The following is a 24,797-nucleotide window of genomic DNA, read 5'->3' on the forward strand; positions in this document are numbered from 1 at the left end:
ATGGACCGGACATTGAAAGCCCTATCCCTGCTTCTGAGTTACCCAACGCAGGAGTTACAGCGCGCCATTCCCGAGATCGGCGCAGTGCTGTCCGCCGAGCGGCGACTGACTGCGGCCGCGCGCCGGGCGCTGCGCCCGCTGGTCGAAGAGATCGGCGGACGCGACATGTACGACCTCGAAGAGCAGTATGTCATGCTCTTCGACCGGTCGCGCACGCTGTCGCTCAATCTCTTTGAACACGTTCACGGCGAAAGCCGGGACCGGGGCGGCGCGATGGTGTCGCTGATGGAAACCTACCGCGATGGCGGGTTCGAACCGGCGACCAGCGAATTGCCTGACCATCTTCCGGTTCTTCTGGAATTCCTGTCGACGCGTCCTTTTGCCGAAGCACAGGAAACCTTGGCGGATGCGGCGCATATTTTCGAAGCTCTCAACGCCCGGCTGGCCCGGCGGGAAAGCGAATATGCCGCCGTGTTCGCCGCTCTTTTGCAACTGGCCGGAGCGAATGCAGACAAGGAGGCGGTAGCTCAGCTTCTGGAACAGCCAGACACGGATCCGAACGATCTGCAGGCGCTGGATGAGGTCTGGGAGGAAAGCGAAGTGCGCTTTGGCCCTGATCCCAATGCAGGCTGTCCGCAGGTACGTGACATGCTGGCGCGTATGGATGAACCGGTTCGACCCGCCCCCGATGGCGTGCCGGCAGAGTGATGGAGGCTTGAAATGCATAATTTTCTGTTCGGAATCTATCCCTATATCGCGCTCGGCGTCGGGATCATGGGAACCATCGCGCGCTACGAACGCGATCCCTTCACTTGGAAAAGTTCGTCTTCGCAACTGCTGCGACGTAAGCAGCTGGTAATCGGTTCAGTGCTGTTCCATGTCGGCGTTCTGGTGATCTTTCTGGGCCATTTCGTGGGTCTCTTGACCCCGATCTGGGTGTTCGATGCCCTTGGCATCAGCCACGGAGCCAAGCAGCTGCTCGCCGTTGTCGCAGGCGGGATCGCCGGGGTGATGGCGCTGGCGGGGGGCGGTATGCTGTTTCATCGCCGCTGGACCGATCCGCGTATCCGCCAAACGTCCAGCTTTGCGGATATTGCGATCCTGGGACTGCTCTTGGCGCAGCTGGTGCTGGGGCTTGGCACGATCTTCGCGTCGCTGGGGCATCTCGATGGGCATGAAATGGTCAAGTTCATGGCCTGGGCACAGGGTGTTTTCACCTTCGATGGTGCGGCCGCGGAATATATCGCGGATGTGGCGTTCATCTTCAAACTGCACCTGTTCCTCGGGCTGACGATCATCCTCGTCTTCCCGTTCACCCGTCTGGTTCACATGATCTCTGTTCCGGTGCGCTACCTGTGGCGGCCCGGCTATCAGGTGGTCCGCTCCCGGCGTCAGGCACCGATGGAGGGACGGGGTGGTTCCGTTGCATCGAAAGCGGGGGGCGCCGCGAAACGCGCGGTGACGACCGCAGCCAAACCGGCGGAGTGATCCCATGCACGCGGCTTTATTTCCCGATCTGATCGTCAACGGCGAAACCGTGCCCCATGCATTGGTCGCCGCCGAGGCGCAAAACCACAGCGCCCCCAAAGGCAAACCCGGGATCGCTTGGCGCAAGGCCGCCAACGCGGTGGCCATCCGCACACTGCTCTTGCAGGAAGCGCGTCGGCGCGACCTATCCGCAGACCCCGCCGAAGTCGGGCCGGGACGCTTTGAAACAGAAGAGGAGGCCCTGATCCGGGGCCTTCTTGAAACCGCGGTGGAGACTTTGCGCCCCACGGCGGAAGATATCCGTGCCGAATGGGCGCGCGATCCGTCGCGATTCCGCGCCCCGCCGTTGTGGGAGGTGTCGCATATACTTTGTGCCTGTGATCCGCGGGATGAGAAGGCAAGGATTGCCGCTCAGGCACGTGCGCTCGATCTGAGCAAAAGAGCCTTGGACAATCCTCGGAGCTTTGCCCGGCTTGCGAGCGATCACAGCGACTGTGGTTCAAAAGCCAATGGTGGTGCGCTCGGCCAGCTTGGTCCCGGCGATACGGTGCCCGAATTCGAGGCCGCGCTGCGCCGCATGGCCGAGGGCGAAATCAGCGCCGAACCGCTGCTGACCCGGCATGGCTATCACGTCATCCGCATGGATGCGGTTGCGCAGGGCGCAGTGCTGCCTTTCGAGGCGGTCCGGCTGAAAGTGTCCGATGCCATGGAAAAGGCTGCCTGGGCCCGGGCCGCCCGCGCCTTTGTCGACAGGCTGGCCGCTGATGCTGACATCACTGGCGCGGATCTGCGGCCGGTATAGAACGGAGTGCGTATGATGACCTCGCGACCCACATCGCCAAGACGAGGGAACTGCCTGGCGCCGACTGACATCGCGTTGCTCGGCAATCCACTGGATTTCCTCGCCGAGGATCATCTGCGCATTCGGACTATGTGCGCAGAAATCGACCGGCTTGCCCAGGCCGCAACTGTTGAGACGGCCGAGGCCCGCGCGGTGCTGGATTTTCTGACGGAGGAATTGCCATTCCTGATCGAGGATGAGGATTGCGATTTGCTGCCGCTTTTGATCCGGCGTAGCGCGCCGGAGGACGAAATGCACAGGCTCAAGGCGCGTCTCGATCAGGATCATGCCCGGATCGTGGGCCGCCTGTCGGATGTTGTCGCCGTTTTCGCAGTCCTTTCGGAGAACGGCGGGCGGATCCCGGAGGCACAGCGAGAGGCCCTGCGCGATTTTTCGGCAGACATACGCGATCACCTGCTTCTCGAAAACGCCATCGTGTTGCCGTTTGCACGGCTGCGCCTGTCCGAAGGCGACCTAGATAGCCTTGGGCTGTGCATGCTGCAGCGTCGCGGGCTGGACCGGGTCATGGGGGCTGACGATGCTGAATGATCTCCTTGCCCGCAACAGAGCCTGGTCCGAGCGACGTAACACCGAAGATCCTGGTTATTTCACCCGGCTGGCCGGTCAACAGGCTCCGGAGTTTTTCTGGATCGGCTGTTCTGACAGTCGGGTTCCCGCCAATGTCGTTGCCGGTCTCGATCCAGGTGAAGTCTTTGTGCATCGCAACGTGGCGAACGTGATCCATTCCTCTGATCTGAACCTGTTGTCGGCCCTTGAGTTTGCAGTCGAGGCGCTGAAAGTGCGCGAAATCGTGGTCTGTGGCCACTACGGTTGTGGCGGGGTCAAAGCGGCCACCGAGGATTTCCCGCACGGGTTGGCCGATCACTGGCTGGAACCGATCAGGCGCCTTGCACGGGCCTATGTGGTTGATCTTGCTCAGGCTGCGGACACCGAGGACCGTCGGGACCGGCTGGCCGAGCTGAACGTAATCGAAGGGGTCCGGCGTGTCGCTGAAACGCCAATCATGCAAACAGCATGGGGACGTGGCGCTAACATCCGGATTCACGGCCTGATTTACGGCCTTAGGGACGGACGCTTGCGCGATCTGGATTGTTCGCTCGGCCCCGGCCATTTCCTGCAGGAGGTTGCAGAATGACCATTCTGGAAAAGATTGAGCAGCCCGGATGCGGCTGCGATGCGCCTGAACGGCTGAAGGCGCTTCTCAGTATCGATCACGCCTTCCGGCGCATCTCGCAACACACGTGCCCGGTGGAAGGAACGGAAACCATTTCGCTGGCACGGGCACAGGGGCGCATTCTGGCCAATCCGGTGCGGGCGCAGGCCATGACGCCGCCGTTCGACAATGCGGCGATGGATGGCTATGCCGTCGACAGCACAGCCCTTGTCGGCGAGGGGCCCTGGATGTTCCGGGTCGCTGGCCGGGTTCCTGCGGGGCAGACTGCAACACGGGGCATCTCCGGTGATGCCGCGGCACGGATCTTTACCGGGGCACCGGTGCCTGTGGGGGTCGATGCGGTGGTGATGCAGGAAGACGTGCGACACTGCGGCGATAGCATTCGTATCGATCGCAGACCCGTGTCGGGGATGAATATTCGCCGCGCGGGTGATGACATGCGGACCGGTGACATTATCCTTGCCGCCGGTCAGCGCCTAGGGCCGCGCGAAGTCGCCGCCTGCGCCGCGGCAGGTTCCGCAAAGGTCCGGGTGCGCCGCCCGGTTCGGGTTGCGTTACTGGTAACCGGAGATGAGGTACATCAGACCGGGAGCGCGCGCGCGGCGGCAGGGATCTGGGACGTCAACACGCCAATGCTGACCGCCATGCTGAGCCGCCCCGACGTTGATCTGCTTCATATCCGCACCGGGGCGGACGACCGACCGGGCCTGCAGCGCCAGCTAGAAGAACTTTCGACAGAGGTCGATCTGGTGGTCACCACTGGCGGCATATCTGTCGGTGAAGAGGACCACGTCAAGCCCGCGCTGAACGCGCTTGGCGCGGAGTTTCTGTTCAGCGGCGTCGCAATGAAACCGGGTAAACCGGTCTCGTTCGGCCGGATTGGCTGCGCTCAGTGGCTTGGGCTTCCGGGCAATCCGCTGGCTGCCTTCGTGACGTGGCAACTGTTCGGGACAGCCGTCTTACGTACTTTGTCTGGAACGACAGGAGGCAGTGCGGCACGCCGCAACGTGGTGCTGGGGCACGGCATCCGCCGCAAACCCGGCCGATGCGAATTACGCCCGGCATGGATCGCAGGCTTCGATGGGGCGGGGCGCGAGGTCGTGCAGTTCGAGGAGGCCACCCACTCAGCCCGGGTCGCACGCTTGCCTGCGGCGGACGGTCTGATGCTGCTGCCAGCCGAGGCGGACCAGCTGTCCGAAGGCGCGCTGGTCGAATTTCAACCCTTCTGTGACATGTGAGGAGTTCATCAATGCATATCGCCTATACCAAAGCGCCGGGCAAAGGGGACACTGACCTGCTTCTCCACGAGGCTGCCGCGCAAATGCAGGCCCGCGGTTATCGCTTGGCGGGGACGGTTCAGATCAATACCGACCGGGAGAAAAATGGCCCCTGTGACATGGACGTGAAGGTCCTGCCGGATGGTCCGGTCATCCGGATTTCACAAAACCTCGGCCGTGGGGCGCGGGGTTGCAGGTTAAACCCTTCGGCGCTGGAAACTGCGGTCGCGCAGGTCGAAACTAGCCTTGCGCAGGGCGTGGATTGCCTGGTCGTAAACAAGTTCGGAAAACATGAAGCGGAAGGTCGTGGGTTTCGGCCGGTAATCGTCGATGCTCTGTCGCGTGGAATCCCGGTTCTAGTCGGTCTCAACCAGCTGAATGAGAACGACTTCCTGACATTCGCGGAGGGGTTGGCGAAGGAACTGGAGCCGCAAAGCCCGGCGTTGCTCGATTGGCTGGCGATGGCTGTTACTGATAGTTCAGAGGCTGCATAGGAACGGAAAGGGCTCCGCTCCGCGCATTATATTCACAAAAAAGCAACCGGGCGGAGAGGTGTTCTCGCCCGATTGCGCTCGGCTTTTTAACGGCCTCACTCGTCTGATCAAATCCTCGACACTGACAAGGCAGGAGCGCCGTGCTCTGATCCGCGATATCGCGTCGCGTATCTCGGAGGCGCTTGGTGCAGTCATATTTGCGTTTCGCATCGTAGGTGTCGAGGAAAGATGCAACTTTCGCGAAAACCGAAAATCATCACTGAGCCCTAAAAACTCACTTGACCCTCAGGTTGTGTCTCCGCTATTTGTTTCGCCATGAACTTGAACCACCATATCATACTCACGTCCCTGGGGCTTATAGGATGATCCTCCCGGATCGGGCGCAGGGTACAGTTCAGTTCACCGCTCCTGCTCACATAACACTTCATCGAATCAGTAGCCGTGGAATACTTTTTTCTGCCTCTGAAGTTCGCGAAGATCAGTGAGACGGAACGCGTAAGACAGATCATTCCCTATCCTTGAGACCGGGCCGCTTGCGAAAATACGCAGCGGCCTTTTCTTTGTCGGATTGCTGCCCGGCCGCAAGGACTGCTGAAACTTGTGCCACAGCTTGATGCAGTCACAATTTGTAAGGTTCCGATCTAGCGTCTGGATGTGAAAATGGAACTTTGATTTGCCTGTATCGCGTTGAATCAAAACAACAAAAATTCTTCTCGGAAGGCGATCAGATTGTTATCGTCTCCGGGGACCCGGTGCTGAGTTTTTCGCTCAAGATCCGGCTCGATTTGAAACTGACTGAACGAGGAGAAACGCCGATGTAAAAGCGACCCTTCAAAATGAAAACGTCCGAACCTCGGCAAAGGGACGGACGCGTTCATAAGGCAGATCAAAGTCTACCCAAGTAGCAATGGTTCGATAGCAAATCCGGCCTCGGATTTCAAGGACGGCGACTGCCTCACCAAAACCGCTGCATCCAATCTGGACGTCTCGCGTCCGGGGCCGATGGAGCACGCGCTGAACTATCAGCTCCAACGCTTCGCATTCGGTTCTCACCGCTGCGGAGCGCCGGAAGAGCTGTGCCTTTTGTCAGCCGAGAGCGATCACCGTTGCCCAGTTCCGGGCCGCGGACCACTCAACTGTGAGATAAATCAATGTCCTATACTCTTCAGCAGGGAGGCATCCGGCTTCCCGAAGCCAGCCTTGCCGACCGCAACGTCGCGGCAGCCTCAAAGGGCCACTTCACTGGCCACATCGTGTTGGGCGATGGTCCTGGTCGTATTACCCAGATCGAAAGCCATCACGAGTTGAAGGCCTGCCTGTGCCTGGCCGTCCGACCGGAGACCGATGAGATCTACGAGCAGGTTGGCTTTGAATGGGAAGACGAGGATGGCGAACGTCACACCCATTATTTCGACTTCGTGGTGGTGCAGACCGATGGGGAGATTTTCGCATATTCCGTGAGGCCTTCCTATGGCGTGACCGATGCGTTCTTTGAAGAAATGTGCCGGATTTCGGATCAGGCGCGGACAGAAGGGTTTGTCACTGATGTCCGCCTAGTGACGGAAGAGGATCTCGACCCTGTCGCGCTGTTCAATGCCGAACTGCTTCATTCCATTCGCGAGGAGGATCCGGAGGCCGATGCGGCGGCGCGAAAAACCGTTCGGGAAATGGAGGGTATCGAGACGCTGGAAACCCTCAGGGACATTACCGGCTGTGGCGCAATGGGCTTTCGCGCGCTGATCCGGTTGATCCGGTCCCGCAATCTTCAGCTGGTCAGCTACGAGCGCATTTCCCCGAAATCCCAGGTCTTCAAAAGGGAGCTGATCTGATGAAGCTGTCCTGCGACTCCCACAATGGAGCCGCACACGCGGCGTTTAAACCTGTTCTGAACAAGCTGGACCTGACCCACCCGGGCCAACGGCTTGAGATCGATGAATGCAAAATCGATCTGATGACGCTGATGTATTCCGGCGGCCGCATCTACTGGTTCAAAGAAGTGGAGTGGCTCCTGTTCGGAGTGACCTCCGGATCGGAGACCGGTGAGGTCTGCGAACAAGCCGACTTCGAATGGCGCGATGAGGACGGCGCCCCCCAATACGTCGGCTACGACTATAAATCCCCGAAATTTCAAGTCTTTGAGGAAGGACGGTTCTGATGGAGATGTCCTTCGATTACCGCAAAACACGCATTGCAATCGGTGCGTTCGATCGCGTCACCGTCAATGAGGTTTCTTACAGGCTTATCTTTGAGAGTGAAGCAGGCGTTACGCTGCAAATGGACGATGGAACGGGCTGCGCCCATCAGTTCTCGCACGAGGAACTGAGTCGCCTTGCGTCGATGGGGCGTATCCGCTTTGAGCCAGACTTCTTCAATCCGGAAAAGGCTAAGCGGCAACAGCAGTCAAATACCGGGCTTCTGTCAGCTTTGTCGTTGCCCCAAAATGCTCGCGTCGCGAAGCGCAGCGCCTATGTCGAGGCCTTCCTCGAAATGGAGCGCAACGGTCACATTAATCGCACCGACGCGGCCATTAAAGCAAACGAGAAAACTTTGATCGGCCACGCAACGCAATTTGCGGAAAACCTCAACCCGATGGGGTTGGCCAATCCAGGAAAGTCAGCCGATATTTCTGTTCCGCCGAGCCCTCGGACGCTGAGATCCTGGATCAAGGCCGCAGAACTTGATGGCCCAGTCGGCCTCCTGGATGCAGTGCATCTGCGCGGGAACCGCAATCGTATTCTCGGGCCTGAGGAAGTCGGGCTTCTGATGAAGGAAGTGCGCGGTTACATGAGCTCTGACCGGCCGACCATCAAGACGATCCACGAAAAGGTTTTGGCTTCCTTCGATGAGCTGAATGCTGAACGAGTTGAACGTGGCCTGCCTGCCTTCTTTGTGCCCAGCCGCGAAACCACACGCCGTGCGGTCCGGTCCCTGGATCCGTTTGCGGTAGTCTCGGCCCGCTTCGGTGAGGCGGCTGCCCGCAAAAGGTTCAGACCGGTTCTAAACGGGCTTGATCTGACCCGTCCGCTTCAGCGGGTCGAGATTGATGAATGGGAAGTCGATCTGATGTCGCTGATGTATTCCAGCGAACTCATCGACATGTTCACGGACGAGGAACGCCTCGCTCTGGGCTTGGACAAGACCAAGAAGCGTTGGACGCTTACGGTGGCGATCTGCTGCACTACGCGATGCATCGTGGGAATGGTCATTTCAACTGCACCAAAAGCACAGGCAGCGGTGCAGGTGCTCCAGATGGTCGTGTCCAACAAAGGTAAGTTGGCTGGTCTGGTGGCCGCACAGAGCCATTGGGATATGCATGGTACGCCTGAAACGATCGTCACTGATTGCGGAAGCGCGTTTAAATCGCAGGCCTTCCGCTTCGCATGTGCCGACCTTGGAATCACCAAGGAAAATGCAATCGCGGGATGCCCAGAGGTCCGCGGCACCATTGAGCGTGTATTCGGCACTATCGCAAAGCGTCTGCTTCCCAGTCTGTCGGGGCAAACCTACTCTGACGTCGTCAAGAAAGGGGACGCAAAGCCGGAAGACCGTGCGGCGCTGACCTTGGACGACCTCGCGTTCGTCTTGGTGCGCTGGGTTGTCGACTACTATCACAACACCCCACATCTCGGGTTGGGTTGTGAGACACCGGCAGATTGCTGGCGCCGTTTGATGGGACAGTGGGGCGTACGGCCTTCTCCGGACATGCGTCGCCACCGCCTTGTCTTTGGCCGCCGAATGACACGTGTCCTCAGCAAGGAGGGCCTGACTGTTCTTGGCGTCCGCTACCATTCGGAGCGGCTAGCCGATTGGATGCTTCGGAAGGACAAATGCGATGTTGATGTGCGCTGGCACCCCAAGGACATCGGCGCCATCGAAGTGCGGCTCGGCACCGACTGGTTCACAATCCCTGCAGTAGATCATGCGCTTGAGGGCGTGCCCGCGCAGGTCTGGCTGTCGGCCACCCGGGACGTGCGTTCACGGAACCCGAAGGCAAAACGGATCAACTCCGACGTGGTTCAGCAGGCGATCAAAGCAATTTCTGAACGCAATGCGCAGGCCATGGCGCTGGCAAATCTGGTGGTCGAAGACTGGTCCCCGGAGCGCATCGCGCGCGAAGAGAAGCGGATCTTCCAAGGGATCCGGTTTGGCAAATCCCAACCCAAGAAAACAGTCTCTGAGGGTATCGGCCGCTCTTTTCCTTCACCGGACCCAGAAACCGGCGGAACCGAGAAAGCCACCATCCAGAAGCCTGCTGTCACACGCCACAAACCCAAATCTACCGACTGGACCATTGAGGAAAACTAATCATGACTGACTTTGCAAAAATCGCAGCGACTCTGGAAACCTTGCGAAACCTCCATGTCGGTTCTCCCAGGGACACGGAATTTGGGTCCCACCTCGACCGTCTCCTTAAACGCGATCCCTCGGGGAACCTGTTGCCAGAGGCAAGGCGCTTTACCTCCACCGGTGAAACCCGCGGCATCCTGGTGATCGACGGACCAGGCGGTGGTAAATCCACGCTGGTGGACCGGGGGCTGTCCCGGCACCCTGTGCTCTCCCAGAAGCCGGAGGGCCGCTCTTTGTATCTGGACGCGGTGGTGCCGAGTCCGGCTACCCTGAAAAGCATGACGCAGGAACTCCTGACCCGCAGCGGCTACCCCGTCAAATCCGGCCGCAGCGAAGTCTGGAGCCAGCTGCAGGTGTTCCGTGAACGGCTCCACATGCTGGGGGTTGCCGTCCTGTGGATCGACGAGGCGCATGACCTGTTCTGCGCAGACCGGAACCTGATCCTAAGGGCGGTGAAGACGCTGATGCAGGGGGATCACCCGGTGATCGTCATCTTGTCCGGTACCGAAAGGCTGCGGGAAATCATCCGCACCGACGCGCAGGTTCAGCGCCGGTTCTCCACCATCAACCTGAAACCGGTCGCAGTGCATACTGACAAGGAGCAGTTCTCCGCTCTTATCGAACGGTACTGCACCCGCGCGGATCTGCAACCGCCTCAGCAGGAGGATCTGGTCGACAGGCTGTTCCACGCTTCGCGCTACAGGTTCGGGCGCTGTATCGAGACAATCAACGCGGCAATCGAGCAGGCGCTGAATCATGGTGAGGCGGCCTTAGATATCTGGCATTTCTCGGAAGCCTGGGCTTTTGACGAGGGTTGCCCGCTCGAACGGAATGTCTTCGACGCTCCAGAATGGTGGACGATCGACCCGGATGCATCCGCTGAGGATGAAGAACCCAGGAAACCGGCTAAACGCAAGCGGAAGCAGGGGGCATGACCATGGACAAGCTGTATCCCTCTCTTCCATTTGCATCCGGCGAGACACCGCTGTCCTGGGCTGCGCGTCTTGCAGCCCTGCACACCGGTGGCGGTCTCCGGCCTTTCCTCAATGACATGGACGTGCCGTTCATGCCGCTCGCGAGCGGACATGCAGACGCGATCCGCCGCCTTTGTGAACTGGCCGGACAGGACCACAATGTGGTGGGTCACAATACTATCCGCAGCTTGGACGGCAGGCGTTTTGAGCTGCGTGGCGAGGTGTTTTCCAAGGACTTCATGACTGGCCGTGTGACCCGCTTCTGCCCTGCTTGCCTGGTGGAGGATGAAGGCGGCGCCATCCGTCCCCACGTGCGGCGGCGGGGGCGGCTGGAGTGGCTGCTGGCTCCGGTCAGGGTTTGCCCGCGCCATCAGCAACCACTCATGGAGCGGCAGCGTGATGCCTGGGACGGTAAGGCCCGGGAGCTGCAACTTCTGGTGCCTGAGACCGGTGCTGACCTGCAGGCGCTGGCGGAGCCGTTACCGGTCCTTAAGCCGTCGCCGCTTCAGGACTATGTGCTTGGGCGCCTTCAGGGTGCAAAGGGGCCGGATTGGCTTGATGCTCAGGGGATCGAGCAGGCAGTCCGCGCCACCGAAATGCTGGGGGCGGTATTGAGGTATGGTGTCGACGCCAAGGCAGGTGAAATGGGGCAGATGGACTGGGACGAAGCTGGCCGGGCAGGGTGGCCTTACATGTCCGCCGGAGAGAAAGGTGTCGGAGAGGCATTGGACCTTTTGCTTGCCGATGCGCAGAACCGAGGAGATGGGCCCCTTCGCCGGGTCACGACTTACGGCATGCTCTATTCTTGGCTTGCCGCATCCAAGTTGTCTAAGGATCCGGGGCCTATCCGTGACATCCTACGTGAGCATATTCTGGACAACATGGACGTGCAGGCTGGGCGGTTGCTGCTCGGGGAAATCGGGGTGAAACCGCGTCGGAGCAGTATCGCGTCTCTGGCGACATCTGAGTTCGTGAATGATGTCACTCTCAAGAATGTGCTGCACGCCAAAGGCGTGATCTCAGACAGTGAAGCGGCGCTGCCCGGCTCCCACGTGCTTGTGGACTACGAGACCGGCAAGGGGGTGGCTGATGAGATCAACCGAGCGGTTGCTGTCACCGTCCTGCCGCAGGTACTCAACACATCCCGGCCCATTGTGGCAGCGCTCATGGACGAGGGGTTGCTGCCCCAGTTGCACGACGGTGGCCTGAAAGTGGGGAAAATTAGTTGTGCCGTCGATCGTGAGCATGTGGATGCGCTCCTCCACCGAATTCAGAAATATGCCAGTCCTGTCGCCGAGGCTCCCCGTACCATGGTCAGTCTCGCAAAGAGTGCTGAAATCAGCCGGAAGAAGATGCAATTGGTTCTTGCCCTTGTGTTTGGGGGGCGACTTAAACGTGTCATGCGGTTGGAAAATGAACCCGGGCTCGACGGCCTCCTGGTCGACCCGCTTGAGGTTAAATCCCTGACACCGCGTTGTCGGCCAGGCATGAGTGCAAGTTGTGCGTTCATGATGCTGGGCGTTGGGGCCACTGCTGGAAAACGGCTGCTCTCAGAGCCGGGGGGGCGGGTCCTACTGAAAGCTGTCAAATTGCCGGGTGAGGAAGAAGCGTGGATCACGCCCGCCGCCATGGCGTGCTTCAGAAGCAGATATGTGACCTTGAGGAGCCTTATGATCGAACTGAAATGTACGAAGTCGCAATTGAAGCGGAGGCTGGATGCTCACGAAGTGAAGCCAGCATTCGATCCAAGGTCCTTCGGTGGGACTCTTTACCGAAGGGCTGACTTGCCAAAATCCATGGAAATCTGACGTTCCAACGCATGAGCATCAAGAGTGCCGCCTTCGGGCGGCATTTTTTTGAAATTTTCGATGGCAAATAATCTCGTGCGGGAATGGCAGAAAAGGCGCCTTCCTAGGTTTTTTGTCGATGCCGGTCCTTATAAAACAATGACTTACAGCGGTTGCGCGAAGATCAATGGCAGTTTTTTACGAGTTCGGACAAGTCAGAGCAAGCATATGAATGCACAAAGGAAAGCATAAACCTGCGCAAGGGGTGTCAAGGGGGAAACGTCCCTCTTGATGCGCTTTGTGCGGGCCGCTGACACAGAGTGATGGAGACGCCGGGGCTAAAGCTCGGGCGTCTTTTTTGTGTTTGGGGTGCATCAATCTTCGGTACCAGAACCTTCCGTCTGGATGGCTTCAGGGCACTCGAGAAGCGTCAGTCGGCTTGACTACTCGGCGCAGGAAGTAGGCCTAGTGTTGGAGTATAGAACGCCGCCCAGTCCAGCACTTCCTGCCCAGAACCGACTTTCGTGCCGGGTGTCACTCATGACCGGTGTCAGCCCAAAGCGGTCGCAGCCAACTGGCCTAGCTTTAGCTTCCAGAAAGCTGCGCGGCACACGGAAAGCGGACATTGGGGGCGTGTGAAGCCGATGCCCAGAGCGCCCCTCCCTATCCTGACCGAACCATGCGTTTCATCACGTTGTTTTTAAGTACGATACGGTGAAAGGGAACGGCGAGAACGTGGAGTACGATCAGTCCCAATAGAACGGTTTTCAGCACATTGTGCGCTTGCGCGGCGGTACCTTGTTCGAGGAACCACGCGACAGCTCCAGTCACTGACATGGCGGTTAACAGCGCGTAAAAGACCCAGTGGACCACATGCGACAGGATCTTAAGCGGCATGGGTTCATTATCAGGAGCCGACGGTGCGCCACGACGCAGACGCAAAGCAAGGCGCCAGACCACCATCAAGAGAATCAGCCCTCCTCCCGCCACATGTGCAAGGATTAGCGGCTCAAAGGCAAAGTCCTTCTCTCGACTGATCGCTTCCCATGCAAGGGAAATTGCGTCGTGAAATAGATACTGTGCTGCGACCAGTAATGCTATGAGCCAATGTAGGACAATCTGGGCTGTCGAATAGCCTTCGGGTTGTGTCACTGAAACCTCCTGAACACTGATGCATTCAGAAGTTCATATATGACTGAGGCGCGCCTTGCGCTGGATCAAATCAAACGTACCTCAGAACTGCGAGCGCCAGCGCGGATGCTCATCGTCGATGATCAGCGGATGGGCGTGGCGGCGCCGCCCCTGGAGGTGAGGATGATCCGATGGCAAGTTGTAATGAGTATGCTCAATCACCTCCGGGTCGCCCGCAGGCCAAAGGCGCAGGGCAGCAAGGATACCCAGCGTTGCCAGCGCCGCCAGAACCAACAGCGCGGGAACAGTGCCGAAGGTGGTCATCAACCAGCCAGACAGCGGATAGGTTAGCAGCCAACAGGCATGGCTAAGTGCAAATTGCGCGGCGAACAGCGCCGGGCGGTCCTCCGGGTGTGCCGAACGACGCAGCAGGCGGCCCGAGGGTGTCAGAACGGTAGAATACCCAAGGCCCACGATCAGCCAGCCAGCCACCAGGAGCGGCCAGCTTAAGCCAATGGTCACGACTGCCCCCGCAATACCCAACAGTGCTGTCACCATCGTCCAGCTTCCTGCCAACATCGTCGGCCTGTCTGAGACTTTGTCCAACAGATGTGGCAGCCCCACCGCCGCAACCATGCTACCGATGCCAAAAGCGAACATCGCCCAGGCCAAAAAGCTTGCGCTCAACCCCAGTTCTCCGCGCACCAAAATGACCGAGTTCACCAATACCATTGCACCAGCACTGGACACGGCAAGGTTCAATCCCAGAAGGCCCCGTAGGCGGGGTGTGGAAAGGTAAATGCGAATTCCGCGCGTGGTTCTATCATAGATGGCTCGTGGCTCGGACGCCTCCGGGCTAGGTAGTAATACCGAGACAACCAAGAGCGCCGACGCGGCAAAGCCCGCAACTGTGCCAAAGAATAGAGTATTGTAACTCATCACCCCCAATAGAAGTGCGGCGAGCGTCGGTGAGATGATGTTTTCCAGGTCGTAGGCCAGGCGCGACAGGGATAACGCTCGCGTGTAGCGCCCTTCTTCTGGCAGAACATCTGGGATGGTCGCCTGAAAGGTAGGCGTAAAGCCTGCCGAAGCTGATTGCAGCAGGAAGATCAGCGTGTATACCTGCCAGACCTCGGTGACGAAAGGCAGGGCCAGCGCCGCTGCCGCGCGGATCATGTCCAAAGCCACCAGCAGGGCACGGCGCGGGACGCGGTCAGCAAAGGCACCAGCCACCGGGGCAATACCCACATAGGCCACCATCTTGATCGTGAACACAGTGCCCAGCACCATCGCCGCTCCGTCGCCCGCGAGATCATATGCAAGCAGGCCAAGCGCCACCGTCGCCAAACCGGTGCCAAGAAGCGAAACGACCTGCGCGAGAAATAGGTGACGATATGTGCGGTCTAATAGGACTTCGAACATAGATAAGCCTCAGAGGTAGCGGGTGATCGCCTTTAACTCTTCCCGGTCGGATTCAGATCCATCCGCGTCAAGGCAATGGTCCAAATGGTCGTGAATCAACAGCTGTTTGGAGTTGCGTATCGCGCTTTCGACCGCTTGCAATTGCTGCGCTAGGTCAAGACAGGGCCGTCCGTCTTCGATCATGTCGATCACCTTGCGCAGATGTCCTTCAGCGCGTTTCAGCCGAGCGATTACGTTCGGGTGGCTTGCATGTTGATGGTGATTTGTCATAGTCAACGCGTATCCCCCCTAGGGGGATAACACAAGGTGTCATAGAAGACGCATCACGTGGAACAGAGGTAGTGCAGTTGATAAGCGGACAGCACAATACAGCAGGGCTTGGGGTACGTCTGTTCGCCCTCTTGACCTGCATTGGGCTGGCGGTCTGGACTGTATCGCCGAATGCCTCACATGTTCCAAAAATCGTGGAGACCTTTCAGGAGCATGCCGAGGTTATTGGCGAGCATGGCCATTCCCATGGCTTGGAGGAAGATCTGCTCTGGGCGATGCATGGCCATAGCCACGACGTCGCAGACCACGATCACGGACAAGCCGTCCTGATACCTACCCGGTATAGCGCAATGCCGGTCGAAACCGACACGACCAAGCATCGCCATCCCTCATTTGATTGGGTGCCGCCTGTATTCCGATTGGAAAGACCTCCGCGCGCGTGAAGCTTGCCCTAAATGGGCGCAACACCACGCAACAATTAACTTTCCAAGGAGAAACACATGCACTCCGCTTTTGCGGATGGACGTTCGTGGCGCAGCTCGCGCGCGACTGCCATCCTGACGGCCCTTGCGGCCACCACGCTATATGCAACGGCTGCTGGCGCTCACAACGTGACTGAGGGTGACGCTGGCTATATTCAGGAGATCTGGGGGGTAAACCTGATCCCTTTCATGTATCTTGGGGCCAAGCACATGGTCACCGGATATGACCATATCCTGTTCCTGTTGGGCGTCGTCTTCTTCCTCTACAAAATGAAGGACGTGGCCATCTACGTCAGCCTCTTCGCGCTTGGTCACTCGACCACGATGCTGATGGGGGTATGGTTCGGCTGGGGCGTGAACGCCTATGTCGTGGATGCCATTATCGGCCTGTCCGTCGTCTATAAGGCACTCGATAACCTCGGAGCCTACCAGCGCTGGTTCGGGGTTCAACCCAATACCAAGGTTGCAACGCTGATCTTTGGCTTTTTCCACGGTACAGGGCTGGCAACCAAAATCCTTGACTACAACATCGCCTCTGACGGGCTTTTGCCCAACCTTCTTGCCTTCAATGTCGGTGTCGAGATTGGGCAAATCATGGCGCTCGCCGTCATCTTGATCGTCATGGGGTACTGGCGCCGAACCACTGCGTTCCTGCGCCAGGCCTACACCGCAAACGTGGTGATGATGACCATGGGGTTTATCCTCGTGGGCTATCAGATCACCGGATTTTTCCTCGCCTGAAATCAAGACAAGGAGACATAACATGTTCAACTCCAATCGCCCCTCACTTGAGGAACTGCCCAGCTCGGCACAACTTTTGAAATCCACCGCCATTGCTGCCGTTTCGGCCGCAGCTATCCTCGTCTCCGTGGTTTTGCCAGCAGAATATGGCATTGACCCCACGGGGGTTGGTCGCGTCATAGGTCTCGCCGAGATGGGCGAGATCAAGACACAGCTTGCCGAAGAGGCTGAGATGGATCGTCAGTTGATACAGGTCGAGGATGACCAGTCTACTCTGCTCAACGACTTCTTTGGCTTGTTCGTGGGCACAGCCCATGCGCAGGAGGCCATAGCCTGGCGTGATGAGGTCACCTTCACGCTCGAACCTGGCGATTCTGCCGAGTGGAAGCTGGTAATGACTGAAGGGCAGGCTGCTCAATACCGTATGATCGTCGAAGGCGGTCGCGTTAACTTTGACCTACATGGGCACGGTGGCGGCCAGTCGGTAACATATGAAAAGGGCCGAGGCTCTACTGGCTCCGAAGGCGCCATTATCGCCAGCTTCGATGGCGAACACGGCTGGTTCTGGAGAAACCGCGACAAGGTGGATGTGACCGTCACGGTCCAAGTCCGCGGAGAATACGCGGAGTTCAAAGACGCAAGTTAACTTCAACGCCGCCACTCGCGCGACCAAAGAGTGAGTGGCGGCAAAGAGGATGTTCGCTTTTGAATTAACCCGACTTCAGCCGCAGCTTTGCAAAGTCCGGTTTCTGCGCATTGCGGTCGATCAGGAATGGCGTAAAAACGCCCACGACCGGCTATGCCAGCAGCTCGCCCCCCGATGTCGCCAGAGGCAACAGGTGGCAACGTCGATACGTTTCCAGAGCTGATTTCTGCTGCTTCGATCGCGAGCTTCACCTTCATATGAGCCGCCCACTCCCATCCGCTGTGTCGAGAGGCAGGAGTGCCCCATCAGGCAGTGGTCGCTGCAATTGGTGGGCAGTCTCAATGGGCGAATTTAACCAGAGGTCCCATTCACCCGGCTCCGTCAAGATCACCGGCATAGCCTTCGGATGGACCGCAGCGACCTCCGCATTTGGCTGGCACGTCAGAAAGGCAAAAAGATCGCCCTCTGTCTCCCCATCCTTGACCTTGCGCACCGAGCGCCAACTGCGCGTCTCGATCCCCGCGAAGAACATTGGGCGATCTGGATCGGCGCAACTGAACCACTGATTGCCCCCTTTGATCGGCTCGGCAAAGGAGGTGATCGGCACCAAACAGCGATGTGCAGGTCCCAACCAGCTTTGCCAATGGCTCGAGGCCAGGTTTCGGACGTTGGTGACGCCAGGATCTCGCTTCGTCTTCAGCACAAAAGCAGGGGATGGCATTCCCCAACGCGCTTTGACCAGTTCCAGTCCGTTGGCTGAATGCCGAATGATCGGCGCCAACTGGTCGGGGTAATAGGAGCCACTTCCCAAGTTCCCGGCGCGATCCACGAGGCCGGGGAAGAGGTGTCTCATGGCGTCTTGAGATCTGGTGTTGCTGTAGAGGTTGCACATATCACCACGCTGCCGCCATTGGCTTCGGTTGGTCAAGGCTCCAACCTAAGATGTTCTTTGTGGTTTCACTCTCGGGGGGGGCTTTGAGGATTGTACCGCATGGAATACTACGGCAGGAGCGGAAGCGTCATGTCCACTACTGATCAGGAGGCGTGTATGAGCGATGCACGGATTGAGGTTTCAAGATTGCCTGATGGGCAAGTTAGCGTTTGTAAAGGGTTCTGGAATGATATCTTTCCTGAAGAGCGCCGTGAGCCTTGGGCGGCTTGGTATGAGAGCATGTACGAACAGTATGGATATGCCGGTTACCTTGATATGGCGCGGGCCTTACGGGACTTAGGTCCGTTAGCCAGCTGATCTTCGAAAAGAGTGTAGCAGCCTACTAGGCCGCAAGCCCCAGGAGGTGCCGGGGTTTGCGGCCCTTTCCTGAGCTCCGCCTTTTCGTCACGGTCGGGGCAAGCCTTCCCGTCAAGCGGCTACGGTAGAGCACATGCTTCCGGTCTGTGCTGGACCGGTACTCCGAGGTATCCTTCCAAGGAGTACTGTTCTCCTTGGAAGGATACTCGCGCAGCGCAATCCACGAATGCTCGAAGAGAAGGTCCGCGGTCTCAGTAGTTTGTCCGTGGAAGACGCAGAGAGCGTGACTTTCTCGCTTGCAGGAGAGAATTCACGCCTTAGCCATTCGTGCCGGACCGTACGGTTGCTGGCCCAAAACCTACTTGAGTTTGCCTGCGTCCTGAAGTTTCTTCGCCTGCTTGTTGAGCTCTGTCATGGTCTTCTTGTCGAATGTTCGCTGCATAGCCTTCTTTTGAAGATCCTTCGGTTTCTCGCGACCTGAAGCGTGGCTGACAATGGCCTCCATGGCTCGCATGAACTGTTTTTCCATCAGGCTTTGACGGGTCTTGTCCATCATTTTGACCAGTATCTCGTTCTCTTTGCCCTTAGGCACGTTCAGCCCCTCAAGCAACGTCGCCTTGGTTTTCTTGTCCATGCTCTTCACGAAATCCCCGGCGACATACTCCCCGAAGTTCTCAAATTCCTTGAACGCACCGCCGTAGACAAGGTTCGTACCCAGATGTGTATAGAACTTCTCCCAAGTCATCTTGTCAGGGTCCTTGAGGGTCAGTTTCAGCCCGTCCTCGACCGCGCCATCCAGCGCTGTGGATGCCGAGGCCTTAACGTATTTGGCCATGTAGCCACCAAGGATATTGTCGTTGAGCATCTTGTTGGCGTTCTTGCCGATCAGCTTGCGGCCGTTCTTGCCCAGCCAGCCGAAGAACCGCTCGCTTTGCTTTGACCCGGTAAAGGTCGAGACCGCTCCGGTGATGAGCGTGTCGCTCAACACGTTCGTGGCGGCCTTGCGAAAGCCGCCGGAGGTGCCTGCAAATGCTTTGCAGGCCTCGGTCGAAAGAGCTTCCACTGCGGTAAGTCCGGCGCTGGCTCCGGCGTATTTAAGTACCGCGCCAACGCCCATTCCGACGGGCCCGGGGGTTGCGACGCATTGCAGGAAGGTGAAAGAGGCCGTCTTGGTGAATTCCAGTGCCTTGATGGCCTTGGCCGTGCCCGAAATCATGTCGGCTTCGTATTCCTGCATGACCTTTATGGCGAAGTTGACGTGAAATTCGGCCCGCTCAACCCTGTGGACGATCTTTTTCATATCATTGGAGGTCAGAACAGCTTTGAGGTTGCCGAGTGCCAGCCCCGCCTCGATCACGACAGACTGGTCGGGGATAGGGCGGCCGAAGGTCTGGCTCATGATAAAGCCGACGACATACTGGTTTTTGTTCTTCTTGTGCCAGTAGTACCAGATGTCCTCTGCGGTATCCGTGCGCTTTTCCAGATCCCGGTAGAGGCCTTTCAGAATTGCTCGACAGGAGCGTTTGGACACCAGCATGTATTCCTTGCGCGTCAGCAAGTAGGCATGGCGGTTGTAGTTGACCTGGCACTCGGGTGGCTTGCAGGACGAAGCATATTCCAGCGCGTCAAGCGTGTCGTTGTCGGCGTTGCCGCTGGGTTTGAGAATACTGTCCTTCTGGAACTGTTTAAGGGTCGCAATAAAGGCCTTGGTTACATGGCCTTTCATGTTGTCGACTTTGTACCCGGCAGCCTTCAGAAGCCCCTGAACGTCTTCGGCGACGGGATCAGTGGTTCCGACTTGAAATACGGCAGTTTGATGCGCCATCGGTGCCCCACTTGAAGTGCAAGAGCCAAGTCTGCAGTCTTGGACTCTACCACATTGCTCGGATCATTTCACCTTCACCGCGTGAAGGTTGCCTGACGGGGGCGTATCCCGTGTCCCTTTGGACTGGGGGCGCAAGCCCTCGGGGTTGCACCATTCGTGTGACCGGCGGCTTTTGGGCGTATCACCTGGTTTTTTGCGCTCGCGGCGTAGCCTCGATAGTAGGCCGTTCGAATGTCGCGTTTTGGGCCTGCTGTCTTCATCTGTTGGCCAACCCGGTGTGCGTTTTGGCGGCGTATCTGGCGCTGCAGCGCCACACGGCGGGTTCGAGGTCACGATAACAGTGTCAAATCTACGCACATTTTGCGAGGCCGCTACCCAACCTCTCAGAACCTGTCCGGATACATGGCCATCATGCTTTGGACGTCAGCGTCGCTGGAAAAGGCATCCGGATTGCGGGATATGATCTCCCTGATAAATTCCCGCCGGGCCCGTGCGTCATCGGGCGATGTCGCCTCAAAGAAGGGGCGCAAGCCGAAGCTGAATATGCGCTTAATGAAGTCTCGGGCTATGAAAAGCGACGGGACGGTGCGGGTGTTGGTATCAGATACGCTCATCTCACGGGCCTTTCCTGATGCTATGAAGATGCTCTCACTGTAGCGACTGGGCGATTGTCCCGGTATCAATCGCGGCGATGTGCTACTCTACAGAAATGAAGAGCGAATTCCGAAATTGGTCAGGAATCAGAATCTTTCTTGCCGTCGTGCGCGCGGGCTCCACACTTGCTGCTGCGCGCCAGCTTGGCATGGCCCAGCCAACCGTTGCGCGTCGCATCGAGGCGCTTGAGCACGAGCTCGGCGTGCCCCTCTTCGAACGCGATACGCGCGGTTTCCATCCGACGGAAATGGCACGAGCGCTGCTGCCGAAAGCGGAAGAAATCGAGGCTGCGACAACACGCTTCGCTCAGACGATCGAAGCGCTGACCTGCACCTGACCAATCCGGATCACGGCCTATTCCGGCAACTTCTCGCCCCGGGTCGCGACGATCTTCAGCGAGTTCTCTGTACTTCGTCCCGATGTCAGTTTCGAATTCCTGCCCAGCGTCGAGGTCCTGGATCTGGCAGCGGGCGAAGCGGACATAGCATTGCGCCTGACTAGAAACCTTCCCGATCCGGAGCTGATCTGCCGCAAGATCAGCACGGCGAGGTATGCCCTGTACGGCTCTCGCACCTACGCTGAAAAACACGGATTGCCTGTCTCGACGGAAGACCTGGTCAACCACGCGTTTGTCAGCTTCCTTCGTGAAGGCGTGCCATCCGCTTTTCATGACTGGCTCATCCGTCATGTCGAACCTGACCAGATCAGACAAACCTATTCAGAAATAGATTTAATGCATGCCGCGATCCGGTCTGGCCATGGTCTTGGCATCATGAACGTAAAACTTGCCGAAAGCGATGACACACTCATCCAATGCTTCGCGCCACTGGAGGAAATGAACTCCGAGCACTTGATGCTGATCGCGCCCGAGGCGTATCGGCGCCCCGAAGTAAAGGCCTTCACGAAGTTCTTCGCCCCCCGCTATGCTGCCGTATTCAGGTCGCCCCCGCCAACGAAATAGAAGCTGCGGCGGTCCGTCGGCCGATCGCGCCTTTAGTTGCAGCGGGTGCCCGAATGCGCGCTGCCCGCAAGTCCGGCGAAGCGCTTCCGGGAAGTCGCTCGGCATTCTTCGCACGTGCAGTAGCTCTAGATGCGCTGTCCATCAATGTAGGCTGGCAATTTCGCCCAGGATAGTGGTGTGGATCAACGGTTCTGAGAGTAATCAAGAGCTCAGAAGCCCAAGTATTTAGATGGAACGGAAGGGGTAAGCCAAACGCCGTTATCCGCCCTCCAGAAGATGAGGCCATCTGCGTGCATGGCCGCAGTGTTGACCCGCAGGACGACCGGGCGGCCGTGGCGCGTACCGACCTTCAAGGCGGTGTCCTGATCGGGCGACAGGTGGACGTGCTGTCGGCGGCCAGGGATGAGGCCCGATGCAAAGATCGCATCGAGGTTTGCGCTTGCGGTACCGTGGAACAGTATGGTCGGGGGCTCGGAGGGAGCCAGTTCCAGGTCGACCGGAATACTGTGACCTTGCGCCGCCCGGATGCGCCGCCCGTCGTCGGAGAGCGTGAAGCGCTGCTTGTCATTTTCCGCGACGATCTGGCGGAGAGCGTCGCGTGTGATCCGATGTCCTGCCTTTTTCATGGCGCGCAGCAGGTCATCCACCTGGATCCAGCCGCCCCTGCCAAGTGTCAGCCCGACTAGGTCAGGTTCATGCCGGAGGATGCGTGATAAAAGCTTGCTCTGTCTCGACATGGTCTCTGCGTTGTCCAGTATCACTTCGTTTTAAGGTAGGGGCGGTTTTATCAATGCCCCTGTAAATATACACGTTCCATAGAAAGAAGAGCGGATTGTGGAATGGGTTATTCGTCAACCGCCCTGTTCATGATTTCAGTCAGGAAGTCGTAGGTTTCTTCGGCGACCTGGGGGGCATCCGAAGTCAGGAGGTCAAAGACAAAGTACCGTGCCGGGAAACCTGGATCGATCCGCGCGGGCTTCGGATAACGGTCGCCCAGCGTTTGGAAGAAATCCCATATCTGGTGTAACTAGGTATTTCACGTCTTGTCGTCTTTCTTCTTTGGAGGGACCTGTTTTGCTGAGGCTGCGAGCTGCACTGCGTTTACAGCACCTCTTTCGAAAAGCGCCCCATAGTCCTGACCATCCGGGCTGAATGGCTCCACGCCTGCATCTGCGAGCTTGGGTCGCAGAGCCTGCCAAGAGAGACCCAATTCGACTGCCAATCCACGAAGGGGTACGAACCGGTCATGAAACGCGGCGATATCGGCCGGGGCAAGGAAACGTTGAGGGACACCGGACTTCGCATGGCGCCCTTCCGTGGATGGGATGTGAGCTTCACGGACCAGGCGCATAGCGGCAGAGGGTTTCAGACCACATTGGCGGGCGAATAACTCGATGCTGATCCCGGGGGCGTCTGGTCTATTCAGGAGGCGCTCAATCTCGTCATGGGTAACGAGGATGGCCCTGTACCCTTCACGGGTCATGTGGCGTCCGACGCGCTGAACTTTGCCACGCTCAAGGAACGACAGGATGGTGCCTGGCGAGATCTGGAGGCTTTGCGCAATCTTGGGGAGGTCTCCCCAATTGTGCATGGGGACGTAGATGGGCTCAGCGCCGGTCAACAGTTTCTCGAAGAACTTGTGAGCCGCACGGACGTCCCAGAGGGGCTTGTGGTCCCCGTTGTCGACCGCCGGTGCAAAATAGTCTTCTTCTCGCAAAAGCTCGAATTGATTGCGGGACATGTTCAGCGCGTTCTGGAAGTCTTTGGCGGACACCAGTGTGTTGAGCCGGTCTAGATGAGGTTGCGCCTTCGTTGCATCGAACAGCTCCCATTGGTCGTCTTTTCCGGTCTCAATTGGCCGGACGAGATCAACATCGACCAGCAGCTTGCGAAGGCGTCGCGGATCCATGCCCAGCTCGCGCGCGGCGGTGCGAACGGAATGAACCCTGCGTTCCAGCACCGGCTCCCCCATCAAGTCATCACCAGGGCCGAGCGGCCAGGTGGCAGTGATGTGGTCACGGAGTAATTTCCGGAAGGGTGCGTATTCCTCTCCTTTGAGGTCGAAAGCCAGCCGGTCATACAATGCGCCAAACTTCTTCTTGGGGCCATCCGTGGGCTCGCCAATACCAGCCTGCAGTTCCGTGAGGGCCGTCCGGATTCTGTCTTCGCCCTTGTTGGCAAAGTGAAATCCCATATCGAAAGAGAGCCAGTCTTTCTCGGGTGTGAATTTATTCGACTTTGGGTGCCAAAAAGCCAAGATGGCCCTTCCCAGTAGCTCGCAGAAATGCGCGGCTGCATAGAGTTCGAACTGGTCCAGCCAGCTGCTCGTGCGCTGGTCCAGAAGGCGCGCTTCGATCCATTGATCATACTCTCTCGGCTCACGAAGCTTCGTGTCCAATTTTTCAGACCTGACATCCTGGGCGATTTCGGCCAGCCGGGAAGCCGCGTCATAGCGGAGCGTAACCTGGCGCTCAGACCAAAGCGGGACGAGAGGATGGTGATGCTTCACGCAGAGGCTCACTGGTCGAAAGAGCCAGTGACCCCTGATATACATTTCACCTGTATCGTTATCGGGGCTGGCTTCAGCGTCTTCTCGCAGGCAGACAGGACATCCACGAACGGTCGTATCCTTGATGGCCTTCGCATGCACGCGATGGCCGCGGAACGTGTGTGCGCGGTTACCAAAATAAAGAGGCGTCCAACGTTTCAGGTCCTCTACGTCACTGTCGCAAAGGGCAGCCAGTTTCATCAGGTCCTCAGGAACCCCATTGATGATCTTGGTGAGAGAGAGGCCCATGTCGGTGCAGAAATCGGCGGTATCCACGCCATTCATAGCCGCCATCCGAGACACGTAGGAGAAGGCCGTTTCCCGATCTTTTATGGCGGGCATGAGTGCGAGTGGTGTTCTCAACGGAGGGCCCTCTCTTGTCGTTGCAGCTCCTGCGGGCTGCAGTCTCTCTGCTCGCTGGAACTGGTGCCTTTGTGGCCGTCCTTGTCGAGTATCTGGACGGGA

At 58.3% G+C, this 24,797-nt stretch carries 26 protein-coding genes; 17 read left to right on the plus strand and 9 right to left on the minus strand.

Annotated features, from left to right (window positions below; translation table 11 throughout):
- The 12 genes from narJ to SM764_RS04335 all read left to right on the plus strand — a co-directional run bounded on the left by narJ (window position 1) and on the right by SM764_RS04335 (window position 12,424).
- Window positions 1–708, plus strand: coding sequence for a nitrate reductase molybdenum cofactor assembly chaperone (gene narJ / locus SM764_RS04280; protein ID WP_369001109.1), 708 nt, complete (start codon window positions 1–3; stop codon window positions 706–708).
- 12 nt (window positions 709–720) lie between these two features.
- Window positions 721–1,488, plus strand: a complete 768-nt coding sequence (narI, locus tag SM764_RS04285) for a respiratory nitrate reductase subunit gamma (protein ID WP_369001110.1) — start codon at window positions 721–723, stop codon at window positions 1,486–1,488.
- Window positions 1,489–1,492: 4 nt separating this feature from the next.
- Entirely contained in the window at window positions 1,493–2,290 is a 798-nt protein-coding gene (locus tag SM764_RS04290) for a peptidylprolyl isomerase (protein WP_369001111.1), read from the plus strand.
- 15 nt (window positions 2,291–2,305) lie between these two features.
- Entirely contained in the window at window positions 2,306–2,878 is a 573-nt protein-coding gene (locus SM764_RS04295) for a hemerythrin domain-containing protein (RefSeq protein ID WP_369001112.1), read from the plus strand.
- Window positions 2,868–3,485 (plus strand): carbonic anhydrase, encoded by a 618-nt coding sequence (locus SM764_RS04300; protein ID WP_369001113.1) that lies wholly within the window; start codon window positions 2,868–2,870, stop codon window positions 3,483–3,485. The genes SM764_RS04295 and SM764_RS04300 overlap by 11 nt, the downstream gene beginning before the upstream one ends.
- Entirely contained in the window at window positions 3,482–4,762 is a 1,281-nt protein-coding gene (locus SM764_RS04305; protein WP_369001114.1) for a molybdopterin molybdotransferase MoeA, read from the plus strand. The genes SM764_RS04300 and SM764_RS04305 overlap by 4 nt, the downstream gene beginning before the upstream one ends.
- Before the next feature lie 11 nt (window positions 4,763–4,773).
- Window positions 4,774–5,295 (plus strand): DUF2478 domain-containing protein, encoded by a 522-nt coding sequence (locus SM764_RS04310; RefSeq protein WP_369001115.1) that lies wholly within the window; start codon window positions 4,774–4,776, stop codon window positions 5,293–5,295.
- Window positions 5,296–6,446: 1,151 nt separating this feature from the next.
- Complete coding sequence (locus SM764_RS04315; RefSeq protein ID WP_369001116.1) at window positions 6,447–7,124, plus strand: hypothetical protein; 678 nt, start codon at window positions 6,447–6,449, stop codon at window positions 7,122–7,124.
- Window positions 7,124–7,450: a hypothetical protein gene (locus tag SM764_RS04320; RefSeq protein ID WP_369001117.1), complete on the plus strand. Its 327-nt coding sequence runs from the start codon at window positions 7,124–7,126 to the stop codon at window positions 7,448–7,450. The genes SM764_RS04315 and SM764_RS04320 overlap by 1 nt, the downstream gene beginning before the upstream one ends.
- Entirely contained in the window at window positions 7,450–9,600 is a 2,151-nt protein-coding gene (locus SM764_RS04325) for a TnsB C-terminal domain-containing protein (RefSeq protein WP_369001118.1), read from the plus strand. Before SM764_RS04320 ends, SM764_RS04325 begins: the two co-directional genes overlap by 1 nt.
- Before the next feature lie 2 nt (window positions 9,601–9,602).
- Window positions 9,603–10,577, plus strand: a complete 975-nt coding sequence (locus tag SM764_RS04330; protein WP_369001119.1) for a TniB family NTP-binding protein — start codon at window positions 9,603–9,605, stop codon at window positions 10,575–10,577.
- On the plus strand, window positions 10,574–12,424 hold the full coding sequence (locus SM764_RS04335) for a TniQ family protein (RefSeq protein ID WP_369001120.1): 1,851 nt from the start codon (window positions 10,574–10,576) through the stop codon (window positions 12,422–12,424). Before SM764_RS04330 ends, SM764_RS04335 begins: the two co-directional genes overlap by 4 nt.
- 642 nt (window positions 12,425–13,066) lie before the next feature.
- Here the strand turns inward: SM764_RS04335 and SM764_RS04340 are convergent.
- From SM764_RS04340 to SM764_RS04355, 4 genes are all read right to left on the minus strand, one after another.
- The gene (locus tag SM764_RS04340; RefSeq protein ID WP_369001121.1) at window positions 13,067–13,555 is read right to left on the minus strand and encodes a cytochrome b; all 489 of its coding nucleotides are present in this window, start codon (window positions 13,553–13,555) and stop codon (window positions 13,067–13,069) included.
- 81 nt (window positions 13,556–13,636) lie between these two features.
- Window positions 13,637–14,956, minus strand: coding sequence for an MFS transporter (locus SM764_RS04345; RefSeq protein ID WP_369001122.1), 1,320 nt, complete (start codon window positions 14,954–14,956; stop codon window positions 13,637–13,639).
- 9 nt (window positions 14,957–14,965) lie between these two features.
- The gene (locus tag SM764_RS04350; protein ID WP_369001123.1) at window positions 14,966–15,226 is read right to left on the minus strand and encodes a metal-sensing transcriptional repressor; all 261 of its coding nucleotides are present in this window, start codon (window positions 15,224–15,226) and stop codon (window positions 14,966–14,968) included.
- 176 nt (window positions 15,227–15,402) lie between these two features.
- The gene (locus SM764_RS04355; RefSeq protein WP_369001124.1) at window positions 15,403–15,606 is read right to left on the minus strand and encodes a hypothetical protein; all 204 of its coding nucleotides are present in this window, start codon (window positions 15,604–15,606) and stop codon (window positions 15,403–15,405) included.
- Between the two features lie 120 nt (window positions 15,607–15,726).
- Here SM764_RS04355 and SM764_RS04360 point away from each other — a divergent pair, with 120 nt between their 5' ends.
- Complete coding sequence (locus SM764_RS04360; protein ID WP_369001125.1) at window positions 15,727–16,449, plus strand: HupE/UreJ family protein; 723 nt, start codon at window positions 15,727–15,729, stop codon at window positions 16,447–16,449.
- A 22-nt stretch (window positions 16,450–16,471) separates the two neighbouring features.
- On the plus strand, window positions 16,472–17,095 hold the full coding sequence (locus tag SM764_RS04365; RefSeq protein ID WP_369001126.1) for a transmembrane anchor protein: 624 nt from the start codon (window positions 16,472–16,474) through the stop codon (window positions 17,093–17,095).
- A 253-nt stretch (window positions 17,096–17,348) separates the two neighbouring features.
- Here SM764_RS04365 and SM764_RS04370 read toward each other — a convergent pair whose 3' ends face one another.
- Complete coding sequence (locus tag SM764_RS04370; RefSeq protein WP_369001127.1) at window positions 17,349–18,023, minus strand: SOS response-associated peptidase; 675 nt, start codon at window positions 18,021–18,023, stop codon at window positions 17,349–17,351.
- Between the two features lie 120 nt (window positions 18,024–18,143).
- On the opposite strand from SM764_RS04370, the gene SM764_RS04375 reads away from it, so the two are divergent.
- A complete protein-coding gene (locus tag SM764_RS04375; RefSeq protein ID WP_369001128.1) occupies window positions 18,144–18,344 on the plus strand; it encodes a hypothetical protein in 201 nt (66 codons plus the stop codon).
- Between the two features lie 358 nt (window positions 18,345–18,702).
- Here the strand turns inward: SM764_RS04375 and SM764_RS04380 are convergent, their stop codons facing one another.
- Window positions 18,703–20,169 carry a peptidoglycan-binding domain-containing protein gene (locus SM764_RS04380; RefSeq protein WP_369001129.1) on the minus strand — a complete coding sequence of 489 codons (1,467 nt, stop codon included), beginning with the start codon at window positions 20,167–20,169 and terminating at the stop codon, window positions 18,703–18,705.
- Between the two features lie 383 nt (window positions 20,170–20,552).
- On the minus strand, window positions 20,553–20,783 hold the full coding sequence (locus SM764_RS04385) for a hypothetical protein (protein WP_369001130.1): 231 nt from the start codon (window positions 20,781–20,783) through the stop codon (window positions 20,553–20,555).
- Window positions 20,784–20,878: 95 nt separating this feature from the next.
- Between SM764_RS04385 and SM764_RS04390 the strand changes: the two genes are divergently transcribed.
- Entirely contained in the window at window positions 20,879–21,160 is a 282-nt protein-coding gene (locus SM764_RS04390) for a LysR family transcriptional regulator (RefSeq protein WP_369001131.1), read from the plus strand.
- 9 nt (window positions 21,161–21,169) lie between these two features.
- Window positions 21,170–21,784: a LysR substrate-binding domain-containing protein gene (locus SM764_RS04395; RefSeq protein ID WP_369001142.1), complete on the plus strand. Its 615-nt coding sequence runs from the start codon at window positions 21,170–21,172 to the stop codon at window positions 21,782–21,784.
- Between the two features lie 209 nt (window positions 21,785–21,993).
- On the opposite strand, the gene SM764_RS04400 is transcribed toward SM764_RS04395, so the two are convergent.
- Together SM764_RS04400 and SM764_RS04405 are read right to left on the minus strand one after the other, a co-directional pair.
- A complete protein-coding gene (locus tag SM764_RS04400) occupies window positions 21,994–22,521 on the minus strand; it encodes an RNA 2'-phosphotransferase (RefSeq protein WP_369001132.1) in 528 nt (175 codons plus the stop codon).
- Between the two features lie 299 nt (window positions 22,522–22,820).
- Complete coding sequence (locus SM764_RS04405; RefSeq protein WP_369001143.1) at window positions 22,821–24,674, minus strand: TniQ family protein; 1,854 nt, start codon at window positions 24,672–24,674, stop codon at window positions 22,821–22,823.
- Between the last annotated feature and the right edge of the window lie 123 nt (window positions 24,675–24,797).

The organism is Pseudophaeobacter sp. 1A16562 (genome assembly GCF_041008785.1).
Lineage (GTDB): Bacteria > Pseudomonadota > Alphaproteobacteria > Rhodobacterales > Rhodobacteraceae > Phycobacter > Phycobacter gallaeciensis_A.